This window comes from Magnetospirillum aberrantis SpK (genome assembly GCF_011022235.1).
GTDB classification, from domain to species: Bacteria; Pseudomonadota; Alphaproteobacteria; order Rhodospirillales; family Magnetospirillaceae; genus Magnetospirillum; species Magnetospirillum aberrantis.
In genome coordinates this window covers 87,935-100,821 of the sequence record NZ_JAAIYP010000026.1, presented here as the reverse complement: position 1 = coordinate 100,821, position 12,887 = coordinate 87,935, and the positions used below count along the sequence as shown (strand labels likewise).

Annotated in this window: 19 protein-coding genes, 1 tRNA gene and 1 other RNA gene; 12 read left to right on the top strand and 9 right to left on the bottom strand. The window is 64.2% G+C overall.

The window, feature by feature from the left end; genetic code table 11:
- Nucleotides 1-7 precede the first annotated feature (7 nt).
- Nucleotides 8-988, top strand: coding sequence for a TIM44-like domain-containing protein (locus tag G4223_RS04305; protein ID WP_163675497.1), 981 nt, complete (start codon nt 8-10; stop codon nt 986-988).
- A gap of 202 nt (nt 989-1,190) precedes the next feature.
- Here G4223_RS04305 and G4223_RS04300 read toward each other — a convergent pair whose 3' ends face one another.
- Nucleotides 1,191-1,511: a hypothetical protein gene (locus tag G4223_RS04300; RefSeq protein WP_241003939.1), complete on the bottom strand. Its 321-nt coding sequence runs from the start codon at nt 1,509-1,511 to the stop codon at nt 1,191-1,193.
- 550 nt (nt 1,512-2,061) lie between these two features.
- Nucleotides 2,062-2,295, bottom strand: a complete 234-nt coding sequence (locus G4223_RS04295; RefSeq protein ID WP_163675494.1) for a hypothetical protein — start codon at nt 2,293-2,295, stop codon at nt 2,062-2,064.
- Between the two features lie 89 nt (nt 2,296-2,384).
- On the opposite strand from G4223_RS04295, the gene G4223_RS04290 reads away from it, so the two are divergent.
- Nucleotides 2,385-2,696: a hypothetical protein gene (locus tag G4223_RS04290; protein ID WP_163675491.1), complete on the top strand. Its 312-nt coding sequence runs from the start codon at nt 2,385-2,387 to the stop codon at nt 2,694-2,696.
- A gap of 266 nt (nt 2,697-2,962) precedes the next feature.
- Here the strand turns inward: G4223_RS04290 and G4223_RS04285 are convergent, their stop codons facing one another.
- From G4223_RS04285 to G4223_RS04255, 7 genes are all read right to left on the bottom strand, one after another.
- On the bottom strand, nt 2,963-3,853 hold the full coding sequence (locus G4223_RS04285; protein ID WP_163675489.1) for a hypothetical protein: 891 nt from the start codon (nt 3,851-3,853) through the stop codon (nt 2,963-2,965).
- Nucleotides 3,840-4,181, bottom strand: coding sequence for a hypothetical protein (locus tag G4223_RS04280; RefSeq protein WP_163675486.1), 342 nt, complete (start codon nt 4,179-4,181; stop codon nt 3,840-3,842). Before G4223_RS04280 ends, G4223_RS04285 begins: the two co-directional genes overlap by 14 nt.
- Nucleotides 4,182-4,256: 75 nt before the next feature.
- Nucleotides 4,257-4,448, bottom strand: coding sequence for a hypothetical protein (locus tag G4223_RS04275; protein WP_163675483.1), 192 nt, complete (start codon nt 4,446-4,448; stop codon nt 4,257-4,259).
- 347 nt (nt 4,449-4,795) lie between these two features.
- Nucleotides 4,796-4,870 (bottom strand) — tRNA-Val (locus G4223_RS04270).
- Nucleotides 4,871-5,199: 329 nt separating this feature from the next.
- A complete protein-coding gene (locus tag G4223_RS04265) occupies nt 5,200-5,781 on the bottom strand; it encodes a TIGR00730 family Rossman fold protein (RefSeq protein WP_163675480.1) in 582 nt (193 codons plus the stop codon).
- Between the two features lie 4 nt (nt 5,782-5,785).
- On the bottom strand, nt 5,786-6,418 hold the full coding sequence (thiE, locus tag G4223_RS04260; protein ID WP_163675579.1) for a thiamine phosphate synthase: 633 nt from the start codon (nt 6,416-6,418) through the stop codon (nt 5,786-5,788).
- Between the two features lie 190 nt (nt 6,419-6,608).
- Nucleotides 6,609-7,022, bottom strand: coding sequence for a beta/alpha barrel domain-containing protein (locus G4223_RS04255; protein WP_163675477.1), 414 nt, complete (start codon nt 7,020-7,022; stop codon nt 6,609-6,611).
- 135 nt (nt 7,023-7,157) lie between these two features.
- On the opposite strand from G4223_RS04255, the gene G4223_RS04250 reads away from it, so the two are divergent.
- From G4223_RS04250 to G4223_RS04205, 10 genes are all read left to right on the top strand, one after another.
- Entirely contained in the window at nt 7,158-7,394 is a 237-nt protein-coding gene (locus G4223_RS04250; protein ID WP_338086809.1) for a hypothetical protein, read from the top strand.
- A 2-nt stretch (nt 7,395-7,396) separates the two neighbouring features.
- A complete protein-coding gene (locus tag G4223_RS04245; RefSeq protein WP_163675473.1) occupies nt 7,397-7,723 on the top strand; it encodes a cell division protein ZapA in 327 nt (108 codons plus the stop codon).
- 15 nt (nt 7,724-7,738) lie between these two features.
- Nucleotides 7,739-7,896: non-coding RNA, 6S RNA (gene ssrS / locus G4223_RS04240), on the top strand.
- Between the two features lie 13 nt (nt 7,897-7,909).
- Nucleotides 7,910-8,500 (top strand): 5-formyltetrahydrofolate cyclo-ligase, encoded by a 591-nt coding sequence (locus tag G4223_RS04235; protein WP_163675469.1) that lies wholly within the window; start codon nt 7,910-7,912, stop codon nt 8,498-8,500.
- Entirely contained in the window at nt 8,497-9,318 is an 822-nt protein-coding gene (locus G4223_RS04230) for a TIGR00282 family metallophosphoesterase (protein ID WP_163675467.1), read from the top strand. The genes G4223_RS04235 and G4223_RS04230 overlap by 4 nt, the downstream gene beginning before the upstream one ends.
- Before the next feature lie 99 nt (nt 9,319-9,417).
- Nucleotides 9,418-10,167 (top strand): YebC/PmpR family DNA-binding transcriptional regulator, encoded by a 750-nt coding sequence (locus tag G4223_RS04225; RefSeq protein WP_163675464.1) that lies wholly within the window; start codon nt 9,418-9,420, stop codon nt 10,165-10,167.
- A gap of 119 nt (nt 10,168-10,286) precedes the next feature.
- A complete protein-coding gene (ruvC, locus tag G4223_RS04220; protein WP_163675461.1) occupies nt 10,287-10,787 on the top strand; it encodes a crossover junction endodeoxyribonuclease RuvC in 501 nt (166 codons plus the stop codon).
- Complete coding sequence (ruvA, locus tag G4223_RS04215) at nt 10,784-11,422, top strand: Holliday junction branch migration protein RuvA (RefSeq protein ID WP_163675459.1); 639 nt, start codon at nt 10,784-10,786, stop codon at nt 11,420-11,422. Before ruvC ends, ruvA begins: the two co-directional genes overlap by 4 nt.
- A complete protein-coding gene (gene ruvB, locus G4223_RS04210) occupies nt 11,419-12,471 on the top strand; it encodes a Holliday junction branch migration DNA helicase RuvB (RefSeq protein WP_163675455.1) in 1,053 nt (350 codons plus the stop codon). Before ruvA ends, ruvB begins: the two co-directional genes overlap by 4 nt.
- Entirely contained in the window at nt 12,468-12,887 is a 420-nt protein-coding gene (locus G4223_RS04205; protein WP_163675452.1) for a YbgC/FadM family acyl-CoA thioesterase, read from the top strand. The genes ruvB and G4223_RS04205 overlap by 4 nt, the downstream gene beginning before the upstream one ends.

Here is a 12,887-nt window from a genome sequence, read left to right as displayed (position 1 = left end):
TATTCGCATGAGGCACAAGCTGTTCGCCGTCCTTCTCGCCGCCGTGGTCACCCTGTCCATGGGGGCCGACGCCTGGGCGCGTGCCGGCAAGGGCGGCAGCATGGGCTCGCGCGGGTCGCGCACCTATGACCGTCCGATCGAACGTTCCATCACCCCGCCGACCACGGCCACCCAGCCGACGGCTCCGGTCATGGGCGCCACCCAGCCCATGTACAATCCCGGCGCCGTCCGTTCGCCTGCCACGGGCATGGCGACGCCGATGGCCGCCCAGCCGCCTGGTTTCTTTCAACGCAATCCCATGATGGGCGGCATCCTGGGCGGTCTGGTGGGCGTGGGCATCGGTTCCATGCTGTTCGGCCATTCGCCGGCCCTGGCCGCCGCGTCCGAGGCGGCACCCGGCGCCAGTGTCGTCGGCATGATGCTGCAACTGGCGCTGATCGGCGGTCTGGTGTGGCTGGCCATACGTTTCTTCCGCCGCCGTGCCGCCGCTTCGGCGCCCGCGGGTGTCGGCGCCTATGACCGCGAGATGCCGGCCGATTACGCCTCTGCCGCCAACTCGACGCCTGAGCGCCGGGTGGAAAAGGAATTCGAGGTCACTCCCGAGGACCAAGAGACCTTTGGGCGCATCATCGAAGGCGTGCAAAAGGCATGGTCGGACGGTAATCCGGTGGCGTTGCGTCAGTTCGTCACCCCGGAAGTTCTGGGGTGGATGGGCGAGGACCAAGCCCGCGACCAGTCGCGCGGCGTGCGCAACGTGATGGAAGACGTGCAATTGCTGAAAGGTGAGGTCAGCGAGACCTGGAGCGACGGCAAGCTTGAATACGCCACCGCGACCATCACCTTCTCGGCCAAGGATTACGTGGTCCGTCTGGCCGACAACCAGGTGGTCGAGGGCGACCCGGTCAATCCGGTCGAAGCGACCGAAGCCTGGACCTTCGTGCGCAGCCCCGGCGGAACCTGGCTTTTGTCGGCCATCGAACAGGTTTGACGCTGGCGACGAAAAAAAGGCCGCTGCCCCTTTGGGGCGGCGGCCTTTGTCGTTATACTAAATCGCGTTGATCTGAACCGATCAACGCCGCCCTCAAGCGCCGGGCGGGTTTTTCCAAAACCCTTGGCTCCCGCCGCGTCGGCGGCGCGGGCGCCTTGCGCCCGACCAAGTCTCGATGAGTCGTGCTCATCGAGACTTGGTATTACTGGGCCGGATTGGGCAGCGTCGGGAACATCCAGGTGCTGGCATAGCCGCACTGGAAGGCGGCGACCGACGGCGTCAGGATGCCGCACCGCAACGGGGTGAAGCTTTGGCCGATCAGCCCGGAAACTCCCAGGCCGGACTTGCCGCATTGACGGGCGGCGATGGTCAGGACCTCTTCGGGGGTCGAGGCGGCGCTGTTGTAGCAGACATAGCTGGTGGGGCCCTGGGCGGTGTCGGGCACCAGCGGCCGCGGGTCGGTGGAACAAGCGGACAGGGACAGGGCGGCAAACGCCGCCACGGCGGCCAAATGCATCTTCATGGAATGGGTTCCCCCCTGGGCGACGATGCGGATGAACTGGCCTACCCCGTCAATCGCCGCTTGGCAAGAGGCTTGGCGTGCGTGTCATACTCGTTTCAGAAATTCCCGACCTTTGGTCGGAAATTTCTTTTTGCCCCTCGCCGGGCGTGGCCCTCCGGCCACTTGGCCGCGCCCGCAATGATGGGGTGGACGGCCCCTGCTCACCGGCGTCGCAATGCGCCAAAGTGGTCGTTGAACACACACACCACTTGAAGACGGGGGGCCGTCCATGAACGAAATTAGCATGATCGGGTTGGATCTGGCGAAGGGGGGCGGCCCGCATCATCTCCGTCACCCCCTCGATTTCCGCTTCGGCGAAGCCGGTTTCCCCCTCGTGCCAGAACCTTTTGCCCTGGGGGGGCGTGCATCACCCTCTTCAGGCCTTCAGTGTCCCGCCACGCGAACCAATTGATGACACAGCCTTCCGCCATTCCCATCCTCCATCGTTCCGGCACCATCGTCGGGTGTCCCATCGCATGCGACAACCGCACGGTGGCGGTTCCAAGGGCCTTCATTCCGCGGAGAAGTCCTCGACTTCGCCGGGCTGTTCGATCTCGCCAGCCAGTTCGGGAAGGCTCCAGGCCGCCAACGCCTTCAGGTGCCCGTCGAGCGCCACCGCGCCGCCGATCTCATCGGCGCGGCTGACGTCCCAGTGACCGTAATGGCGTTCGAGGGTGCGGGGAGAGGTGTTGACGATCTTGGCTATCGCCTCGAACGACCTGCCGCTGTGCAGGAGCCAGCTCACGAAGGTGTGTTTGAAGACATGGGCAAAGCCCCTTCCGGCGGAAGATACCAGCAAGGCTGGTGGCGGAAGCTTTGGCGCGACAGGAGCGCGTGGAGACGAAGCGGCGTGCGGAATGGGCCATCGGCTCGGCGTTTGCCGATGCGTGGCGTAACGGCGCTTATCTCGAACGGGCGGAACCTGAAGGGGAAACCGTATTCTCCGATGAGACGGTGTATGGCGGCGGCGGGTCCATCATGGTGGATCGGGACGGCGGCGCCATCTGGTACGTCCCCAGGAACGGCGGCGAATACATTCAGCGGGACAACTTCGGCCGCCGGGTCGGAACGGTCGATCAGGGCTTTGGCGACGACAAGGTGATTCGTGATCGATCCGGCCGGAGAACCGCCGCCGCAGATTGGTGACCTCGCCGATGTAGACCTCGCACAACGCCCCCTGTCGGATGGTGATCCGATATAGCCCAGGATCCTTGCCGATCTCGGGGAAGCTCAGGCGCCCGTCCTCGGAAATGGAAACCGAACAGACCTCCTGCCAAGCCATGCTCAAGCTGCACTCGATGAGATCGGGGGGAGGGGGCGACAGGTCGTTCAAGGAAGTGCTCCCTGGAGTGGCACCTTGATGATGGACTGAACCGGTGACATATCCGGTCACCCATCAGGCAACTTGATACTCATCGCCCAGGGAAGTCGTTGCTGGCCTCCTCGTCAGCTTCCAACAACTTGGCGCCATCCCGACCGAAGCGCTCGACCAGACCTTCAATGAGGGTATGGTCGATGTCCGGGCCAGAAGGCCAGGTGCCGCCGCGCTTGGGGCGCAGCAATTGCACGTCCGGTTGCCCAAAACGCTGGAAGTCGTCAACCAGACGCCCACTTCCATCGATCAGAAGACAACCCGCCGTCTCGTCGGGAAGGGTTTGGAAAACCTCTCGCGCTTCTTCGATGGCCTCTTTGATCGTGGCTCCGATCTCGGCCATCGAGAGATCCATCAGGCTGTCGATAGCCTCATCGAGATCTTCCTGATGGAAGTTGTTCTTCCTGGTGATCTGCTCGGCCAACGAGAGAGGCGACCAATTCTCGTCCTTACCCGGCGCCGCCCAGATAGCCTGCCACAGCGGCATCACATGGCGGTGGATCAGGAAGAGATCCACGAAGTCGCGGACTTCGCGGCGACCTCCAGCCGCCAGAGTCTTGTTGATAGCGAGGTCCGCGATGTGCAGTCGATATCCATATTCGGGATCGGGCACAGGGGTGAAGAAGGTCCAGGATCCGGCTTCAACCCATTGGACTTTGGTCCACCCGGCATCTTCGGCACCAACGATGGCCTCAATGAAGCCCTCGTACCTCTTGGTTACCTCTACCGAATACCCAGCGGCCTGGAGCGTAAGGACGTCGCGTTCATAAATTTCGAGAACATCAACATCCTCAGCATGAAAGATGTCCTGGTCGTCGGACAGGCGGAAGGCATGTCGATTGAGGACGGAGCCGCCAGCGAAAACACTCTTGGGGGTCCGATTCGGAAGAAGGACAGTCAGAACCGCCTTCTGAAGGTCATCCAGCGGCATGTTCCAACACCTCCTTGATCTTGCTTGCAAGGCGCCAGGCATCCATGCCGCCATGCTTGCGGAGTTGAGCGGCAACCACTCTCATTCCATCTGCCGTGGCCGAGGGCTTCATGTTCCAAAAGCAGCGGACCCCGAATTTGTCCATCGCTTCCTTGTGGAGGGTGAACAGTTCAGACGGTTGCTGTGCCGCGCGATACTCAGACCGCAATTTGGCCGCCAGATCGACAATGGCTTGCCGTCCCTCCGGCGGCACCAGAACCTCCACGCGGACCATCCCGGCCGCTCCGCCCTCGGTCTTGTATTTCCTGATCCTGTCGCGCATGGACATTGCCGCCTCCGTATCCCGGATACTCATAATCTATGGTATCCCGGATACGATTTCAAGCTGAAGGCGGTATCCCCTCTATCGGCGGGGAGAGAATTGATCGCAGGTGGCGTCCATCACCGCGATGGCATTGGCCGAAAGCTTCCAAGGTGCTTCATGCCGCAACGCCATTCGTCGCAAGTCCGCCTCAATCCGCTCGCGGGCCGCGATGCCTTTGCCGCAAGAAGGCAAGCCAGCGAATTTCTCCCCGGCAATGGCGCCGATCTCCATGGACGGCCGATCTGCCGGTGTTGCTGATCACCCGCGACATGAAGGACACCCAGGCTCAATTGGACCGGGCGTGGTCCCAGCTGTTGCCGTAAAACGGCGCCGTCACATTTCCGCACGGCATGGAGCGGTGATTGCGCCGTTCGACAGAATATCGGGAGCGCAGGCGCCAGGGAGATATGTCTGGCAGTGGCGCGGCGACAGTGAAGGTGAGGTGTTGGTGTCTCTTGCAGATTTGATAGCCAGTGGTTGGCCATATCTGCACACAACAAACAAAGAAAATCTGCCGACGCAGTTGGGTCTTTGCTTGTCAGTATTTGCTGTTCGTCTTGAGTTTTATTTAGAAGAGATGGTGGGCGATGCAGGGATTGAACCTGCGACCCCACCCGTGTGAAGGGTGTGCTCTACCGCTGAGCTAATCGCCCATCTCTTCTACAGCCAGAGGTGGTTCCTCTGCTGGACCCGATCAAGGGAGATCGAGGAGGGGTTCTACCTGATCCTTGTTTTCGAGGCAAGCCCCGAACGTGCAGGAAACGTGCAGAGACCCAAAACAAAAAACCTAATCAACTCAGTCCCCTAAGGGAGGGAGCAACCCCCGTGTGAAGGGTGTGCTCTACCGCTGAGCTAATCGCCCATCTACTCTGTCGCCAGGGTGATGCCTTGGCGTTCCGCGTTGGGAGGCCGCTTTATAAAAGGGCGGCCCATGCCTGTCAACGAGGAAAATTCACTTTTCGCCGGCCATGGCGGCGAACCGTCAAATGGTATCGCGGCCGGCCACTTTGACCACGTTGGGCGGCACATAGGCGGCCAGACGGTCGAGCAGGCGGGCGGGGTCGGATTCCACCGCTGTCATGGCGCGGTGGCGTTCCTTGAGGAAGCCTTCGGCAACCGAATGGTCAAGGAACGCATGCAAGGAATCGTAATAGCCGGCGACGTCGAGAAAGCCCAGGGGCTTGGGGTGGATGCCAAGCTGGCCCCAGGTCCACACCTCGAACAATTCCTCGAGCGTGCCGATACCGCCGGGCAGGGCGACGAAGGCGTCGGACAGTTCGGCCATCATCGCCTTGCGTTCGTGCATGGTATCGACCACATGCAGCGCCGTCAGCTTGGGGTGTCCCACCTCCATGCGCATCAACGCCTCGGGGATGACTCCGATCACCTCGCCGCCGGCGGCCAGGGCGGAATTGGCGAGAATGCCCATCAGGCCGACTTCGCCACCACCGTAAACCAGTCCCAGGCCGCGTTCGGCCACCAGGCGGCCCATGGCCGCCGCCGCCTCGGCGTAATCCGCTCGCGCCCCCTTGCTGGAACCGCAGAACACGCAGACCCGGCGCACCGCCTCAGCCTCCGGCCAGGATACGGTTGAAGGCGCGCACCGCCGCCTCGGGGCCTTCCGGGTGGTTCCACACGCCGCCCGCCACCGCCAGGAAGTCGGCACCGGCCTCGACCAAAGGTTGGCAATTGTCCACCGTGATGCCGCCGATGGCGACGCTGGGGACGGTGAACAGTTCGGACCACCACCGCAGCAATTCAGTGTCGGCCTGGAACTTGGCGTCCTTGGTGGCGGTGGGGTAAAAAGCGCCGAAGGCGACGTAGTCGGCACCGTTCTCGCCAGCCTCCATGGCCAGATGGCGCGAATCATGGCAGGTGACCCCGACGATGCCGTCGCCCACCGCCTTGCGGGCCTCGGCATAAGTGCCGTCTTCCTGACCGATATGGACGCCGTCGCAGCCGGTCTCGAACGCCAGATCGGGACGGTCGTTGAGCAGCACGGCGACGCCGCGCTTTTGCGCCGGCGGGCGCAGCAAGTCCACGACGCGCGCCAGATCGTCGTCGGACAGGTCCTTCAGGCGGATCTGGACACAGGCGACGTCGCCGGCGTCCAAGGTGGCCTCCCACGTCTTCACCCATTCATACGGATTCTCGATGACCGGCGGAGTGATGAGGTAGAGGCGGCAGGATGCGGTGGAAATGGCGGTAGCCCTTTGCGCTGTGGGTCGCTGGCGAATGGCAACATAGACACGCCCACCCCCCTTTTGGCAAGGGTGCGCCGCGCCCCGAAAAGGTCACAATCGCACCTTAATGCCGCCACCATGCCGGGTCATCTTGACCAGGACGGCAAGGACGCGGCCACTGGGCCGAACTCCTCCCTCGCAAGCCCCATCAGGTCTTGGGGGCCGTGCCTTGATCCGTCAGCCAGTTCCGGCATGTCCGGGACACGTCCGACATCCCCGCCAGGTCCAGCGCCGGTTTCCCCCCTTCCGTCGCCAGAGTTCCCGCCTGGCGGGCGATGTCGGAAAGCTTTTCCAAGACTTCGGATGAAACCATCACCGCCACCGGTCCGGCGCCGTCACGAATGGCGGCCAGCGCCAAACCGGCCGACGGTCCGCAATCCAGCATGGTCTCGAAGGCCATGTCGGGAAAGGTTTCGCGGGCGCGGCGGATCAATTCGCGCCACCAGCCGATTCCGCATTGCCCCGCCTGGGGGCTGAGCAGTACCGGCGGTTGCCCCAATTCACGCGCGACCTCCAGGACGGCGGCGACCTGTTGCCAGTCGTGGACGCGGATGGCTTTCATGATCCGTGCTTCCCAACAAGAAGACCGGCGCCAGCCTAGCCGCCGTCAGGGGGGTGTCAAGGCGAGCTTGCGTTGACACTTCAAGGGAAGCGCCCTAACCTCGTTCCCCTATTGAAAAAGTTCGGGGGAATCCGCGTGTCGGAGCAAACCACGGCGACCCTGGGCCGCACCGTCGAGGCGGTACGGCGTCTGGGGGCCGCCATCGACCGTCTGGAAGCGGCCAGCACCCGCGTCGGTGCCGGCGACCTGTTGCTGGCCGGAGAATTGCGCGACGCCCGCGACCGCCAATCGATGTTGGAAGAGACCACGCGGGTGGTCGCCCAGCGTCTGGACGGCGCCATCGACCGTTTGCGCACCTTGCTGGAGGAATGAGCGTGGCTCTGGTTCCGCTGAACATCAACGGCCGTGTCTACGAGATCGCCTGCGACGATTCCCAGGTGTCGCGCGTCACCGAACTGGGCCGCGAGGTCGACCGGCGGGCCGAGGCTCTGCTCAAGCAATTGGGCAACGTGCCCGACGCCCGTCTGCTGGTCATGGTCGGGCTGATGTTGGCCGACGAGTTGACGGACAGCCGTGAACAACTGAAACACGCTTCCGGCGCGGTGGACGCCGCCGCCGAAGGGGACGCCACCCTGGCCGAAGGCATCGAATCCTTGGCTGCCCGCATCGAAGGCATTGCGGAACGGCTGGAAAGAGCCTAGCTTTTGAACAGGAGCGGTCTGCTGCGCGGCGCGTCAGGCAGCTAATGTCCCTGGGGCGATATCGAACCTCTTGGGAGCTGTCCCTGCCGGGATCGTGGTTCCGGCACATGGCGCCCACCTGACTAGTCAGGCCACGGAGGACTTACAACGCCAACGGCCGATGTGGCGCCGCTCCGCTTATGACCCATGAATCAGCTTCCTGACACCGCCAACGCCAAGAAACAGGCCCGCGCCGAACGCGCGGGCGTGCGCCGGGCCGTCGCCGCCGTCGCCGGGGCGGATTGCGCCCGGACGCTGGGGGCGCTGGCTCCATGCCTGGGGATTGGGGCGGGTTCCGTGGTCGCCGGCTATTGGCCCATGGGCGACGAAATCGATCCTCGACCGCTGATGACGGCCTTGACGGCCATGGACTGCATCTTGGCGCTGCCAGTGGTGGTGGGACGTGCGGCGCCGTTGTCGTTCCGTCGCTGGGCTGAGGGCGAGATGCTGGAGGCTGGAGCACACGGTACCGCCCATCCGCCCGCCACCGCGCCCGAGGTCGTGCCGGCCGTGGTGCTGGTGCCGCTGTTGGGGTTCGACCGCCGGGGCTTTCGTCTGGGCTATGGCGGCGGTTATTATGACCGCACCCTGGAACGCTTGCGGGTGAACGCCCAGATCAAGGCGGTCGGATTGGCGTTCGCCGCCCAGGAAATGGCCGAGGTGCCGCGCGATGGTCATGACCAGCGCCTTGACGGCATCTTGACGGAGTTGGGATTGATCAAGCCGGAGACAGCATGAGACTTCTTTATCTTGGCGACGTGGTGGGACGCGCCGGTCGCGACGCGGTGGTCGAGCGTTTGCCGGAGATCCGCACCCGGCTGAACCTGGATTTCGTGGTGGTCAACGGCGAGAACGCCGCCCACGGTTTCGGCATCACCCCCAAGATCTGCGAGGAGTTCTATGCCGCCGGCGTCGACGTCCTGACGCTGGGCAACCATTCCTGGGACCAGCGCGAGATCATGCCCTATATCGACGGTGATGCACGCCTGCTGCGCCCGGCCAACTATCCTGTCGGCACGCCGGGCAAGGGGGTGGGGGTCTATGCCTTGCCGCGCGGACGCAAGGTGATGGTGGTCCAGGTGATGGGGCGGCTGTTCATGGACCCGCTCGACGATCCTTTCGCCGCTCTCGAACGCGAACTGAACCGCGTGCGGCTGGGGGCGGCCGGGGGCGGCGCCGACGCCATCATCATCGACGTCCATGCCGAAGCCACCAGCGAGAAGATGGCGCTGGGCCATGTGGCCGATGGCCGTGCCAGTCTGGTGGTGGGGTCGCATTCACATATTCCCACCGCCGACACCCAGATTTTACCGGGAGGCACCGCCTATCAGACCGACGCCGGCATGTGCGGCGACTACGATTCGGTTATCGGCATGAAAAAGGATGCCGCTATCCACAAATTCGTGCGCAAGATTCCCGGCGAACGCTTGTCCCCGGCCGACGGGCCGGGCACGGTGTGCGGAGTCTTCGTGGAAACCGACGACCGTACCGGACTGGCGGTCAAGGCTGGCGCCTTGCGTCTGGGGCCGCGTCTCGCGGAAACCTGGCCCGATTGAACCGGTCGGAACCGCATCCGGCGTAGCCCTGGGACTACAAGATGTGGTATAGGCGGCGCCAAATCATTTCATTCTTCTGAATCGGGAAGTGTTCGAGTTATGGCCGGCCATTCGCAATTCAAGAATATCATGCACCGCAAGGGCGCGCAGGATGCCAAGCGCGCCAAGGTCTTCACCAAGCTGATCCGCGAATTGACGGTGTCGGCCAAGTCGGGCCAGCCCGACCCGGCGATGAATCCACGTCTGCGCGCCGCCATCCAGGCCGCACGCGCCGCCAACATGCCGAAAGACACCATGGAGCGCGCCATCAAACGCGGTGCCGGTGGCGAAGACGGTGCCAATTACGAGGAAGTGCGCTACGAAGGCTATGGCCCCGGTTCGGTGGCCATCATCGTCGAGGCGCTGACCGACAACCGCAACCGTACCGCGCCGGAAGTGCGCACCGCCTTTTCCAAGAACGGCGGCGCGCTGGGCGAGTCCAACTCGGTGTCGTTCATGTTCGACCGCGTCGGGGCCATTCGCTATCCGGCGGTGGCGGCCTCGGCCGAGGCGATGTTCGAGGCTGCGCTGGAGGCCGGTGCCGACAACGTGGAATCCGACGAGGACGGCCACGAGATCACCTGCGCTCCCGACGATCTCGCTACCGTGCGTGACGCGCTGGAAGCCGCCTTCGGCACGCCCGAGCATGCCCGCCTCGACTGGCGCCCGCAGACCACCGTGCCGGTGACAGACGAAAACGCGGCCAAGACGCTGCTCAAGCTGCTGGACATCCTGGAAGACAACGACGATGTCCAGCGCGTCTATGCCAATTTCGAAATCCCCGACGACCTGATGGAACGGTTGGGCTGACGGGACGATCGATCATGCGTCACCCCCGCGAAAGCGGGGGTCCATGTTTGGCGCGGGTATATACGGCGGCCATGGATTCCCGCTTTCGCGGGAATGACGAATGAAAGGCCAGAGAAGATATGAGAGTACTCGGGCTTGATCCTGGTCTGCGTGTCACCGGCTGGGGCATCGTCGATGCCGAAGGCAGCCGGTTGCGCCACGTGGCCGACGGCGTCATCAAGTCCGACGACCGGTTGACCCTGGCCGAACGGCTGACGCAGCTTCATCGCGGTGTTCTGGACGTGATTGCCCAATGGACGCCCGAGGAGGCGGCGGTGGAAGAAACCTTCGTCAACAAGAACCCGGAAAGCACGCTCAAGCTGGGGCAGGCGCGCGGGGCGGTGCTGTTGGCGCCGGCCTTGTCGGGGCTGACGGTCGGCGAATACGCCCCGGCTTCGGTCAAGCAGGCGGTGGTGGGCACCGGCCGGGCCGCCAAGGAACAGGTGGGCATGATGGTGCGCACCTTGTTGCCGGGGTGTCTGGTGAAAAGCCCCGATGCCGCCGACGCCCTGGCGGTGGCCATCTGCCATGCCCATCATCTGAACACGGCGCGCCGTCTGGCGCGGGCGGTGGTGTCGTGATCGCCAAGCTCAAGGGGCTGGTGGACAGCGTCGGCGACGATTTCGCGGTGATCGACGTGGGGGGTGTCGGCTATCTGGTGTTCTGTTCGGCCAAGACGCTGGGCAAGCTGGCGGTGGGGCAGGCGGCGGCGTTGCATGTGGAAACCCATGTGCGCGAGGACCACATCCACCTTTACGGTTTCCTGGAGGTGGCCGAGCGTGAATGGTTCAACCTGCTGACCACGGTCCAAGGGGTCGGCGCCAAGGTCGGGCTTGCCATCTTGTCGGCGGTGACGCCCGAGCAATTGCTTCAGACCATCGCGGCGCAGGACAAGACCACGCTGACGCGGGCCAACGGTGTCGGACCCAAGCTGGCGGTGCGTATCCTGACCGAGTTGAAGGACAAGGCCGGCAAGATCGCCCTGGGCGGCTTCGCGCCCCAGGCCGCGGCTGCCGCCGTGGCCGGTGCCGCGCCCATACTCGCCGAGGCGGGGGGAGTGATGGAAGACGCCATCTCGGCCCTGGTCAACCTGGGCTACCGCCGGCTCGAGGCGTTCGAGGCGGTGGGAAAGGTGGCGCGCGACAATGACGATGCCGACAGCTCCACCTTGATCCGTCTGGCACTCCGACAGTTGGGCAAGGATCTGGCGCGATGATCCAGGCGCCGAACGATCGCATGGTGTCGGGCGAACGCAGCGCGGCGGACGTCGAGACACATCTGCGGCCGCAATGCCTGGACGATTTCACCGGCCAGCAACAGGTGCGTGAAAATCTGAAGATCTTCATCACCGCCGCCCGTGCGCGTGGCGAGGCGCTGGATCACACCTTGTTCTATGGCCCGCCGGGTCTGGGCAAGACCACCTTGGCCCAGATCGTCGCCAAGGAACTGGGGGTGGGCTTCCGCGCCACCTCGGGTCCGGTGATCGCCAAGGCCGGCGATCTGGCGGCGCTGTTGACCAATCTGGAACCGCGCGACGTCCTGTTTATCGACGAAATCCACCGCCTTAATCCTGCCATAGAGGAAGTTCTCTATCCTGCGATGGAGGATTTTCAGTTGGATCTGATCATCGGCGAGGGCCCGGCCGCCCGTTCCGTCCGCATCGATCTGCCGCCCTTTACCTTGGTGGGGGCGACCACGCGCTCGGGGCTGTTGACCACCCCCTTACGCGAACGTTTCGGCATTCCCTGCCGCATGCAGTTCTATACCCCCGACGAGTTGCAATCGATCGTGGTGCGCGGCGCCCGCGTTCTGGGCTTCGCCATTACCGCCGACGGTGCCGCCGAGGTGGCGCGCCGGGCGCGCGGCACGCCGCGTGTCGCCGGTCGGCTGTTGCGCCGGGTGCGCGATTTCGCCGCGGTGGCGGGCAAAAGCCCGGTGGACCGCGCCGTCGCCGACGCGGCGCTGACCCGGCTCGAGGTCGACCAGATCGGTCTCGACGCCATGGACCGCCGCTACCTGTCGTGCATCGCCGACAATTACGGCGGCGGGCCGGTGGGTGTGGATACCCTGGCCGCCGCGCTTTCGGAAAGCCGCGACACACTGGAAGAAGTGATCGAGCCCTATCTGCTGCAACAGGGGCTGATCCAGCGCACGCCGCGCGGCCGCATGCTGTCGGCGGCCGGGTTCAAGCATATCGGCCTCAATCCGCCGCGCGAGGTGCTGGTGCAACTGGACCTGTTGGCGCACGAGGAGGGGGACGAATGAAGCCCCATCTTCACCGCATCCGCGTCTATTGGGAAGACACCGACGCCGGCGGCATCGTCTACCATTCCAACTACCTGAACTTCGCCGAGCGGGCGCGGACCGAGATGGTGCGCGACCTGGGCGTGAAGCAGTCTGATCTGGCCGCCCAGGGTTTCGCCTTCGCGGTGCGCCGTGCTGGCGTGGACTTTTTCAAGTCGGCGCGGCTGGACGATCATCTGGAAGTGGAAAGCGTCGCCACCGCCTTGGGCGGGGCGTCGCTGGACATCATCCAGACCATTCGCAGACTTGACGACGGCGCGAATTTGGTGCGTCTCGACGTGAAGCTGGCCTTCATCAGGTTGGACGGCAGGCCGGCACGCATTCCGGCGGAATTGAAAGCCTCGTTGCAGGCATATGTGAACGAAGAAAGGCGATAG

Coding starts and splice junctions, on each gene's coding strand:
- G4223_RS04305 (WP_163675497.1), top strand. CDS start 8: ATGAGGCACAAGCTGTTCGCCGTCCTTCTCGCCGCCGTGGTCACCCTG.
- G4223_RS04300 (WP_241003939.1), bottom strand. CDS start 1,511: ATGAAGATGCATTTGGCCGCCGTGGCGGCGTTTGCCGCCCTGTCCCTG.
- G4223_RS04285 (WP_163675489.1), bottom strand. CDS start 3,853: ATGCCGCTGGATGACCTTCAGAAGGCGGTTCTGACTGTCCTTCTTCCG.
- G4223_RS04280 (WP_163675486.1), bottom strand. CDS start 4,181: ATGTCCATGCGCGACAGGATCAGGAAATACAAGACCGAGGGCGGAGCG.
- G4223_RS04275 (WP_163675483.1), bottom strand. CDS start 4,448: ATGGAGATCGGCGCCATTGCCGGGGAGAAATTCGCTGGCTTGCCTTCT.
- G4223_RS04255 (WP_163675477.1), bottom strand. CDS start 7,022: ATGAAAGCCATCCGCGTCCACGACTGGCAACAGGTCGCCGCCGTCCTG.
- G4223_RS04235 (WP_163675469.1), top strand. CDS start 7,910: ATGAATCAGCTTCCTGACACCGCCAACGCCAAGAAACAGGCCCGCGCC.
- G4223_RS04230 (WP_163675467.1), top strand. CDS start 8,497: ATGAGACTTCTTTATCTTGGCGACGTGGTGGGACGCGCCGGTCGCGAC.
- G4223_RS04225 (WP_163675464.1), top strand. CDS start 9,418: ATGGCCGGCCATTCGCAATTCAAGAATATCATGCACCGCAAGGGCGCG.
- ruvC (WP_163675461.1), top strand. CDS start 10,287: ATGAGAGTACTCGGGCTTGATCCTGGTCTGCGTGTCACCGGCTGGGGC.
- ruvB (WP_163675455.1), top strand. CDS start 11,419: ATGATCCAGGCGCCGAACGATCGCATGGTGTCGGGCGAACGCAGCGCG.
- G4223_RS04205 (WP_163675452.1), top strand. CDS start 12,468: ATGAAGCCCCATCTTCACCGCATCCGCGTCTATTGGGAAGACACCGAC.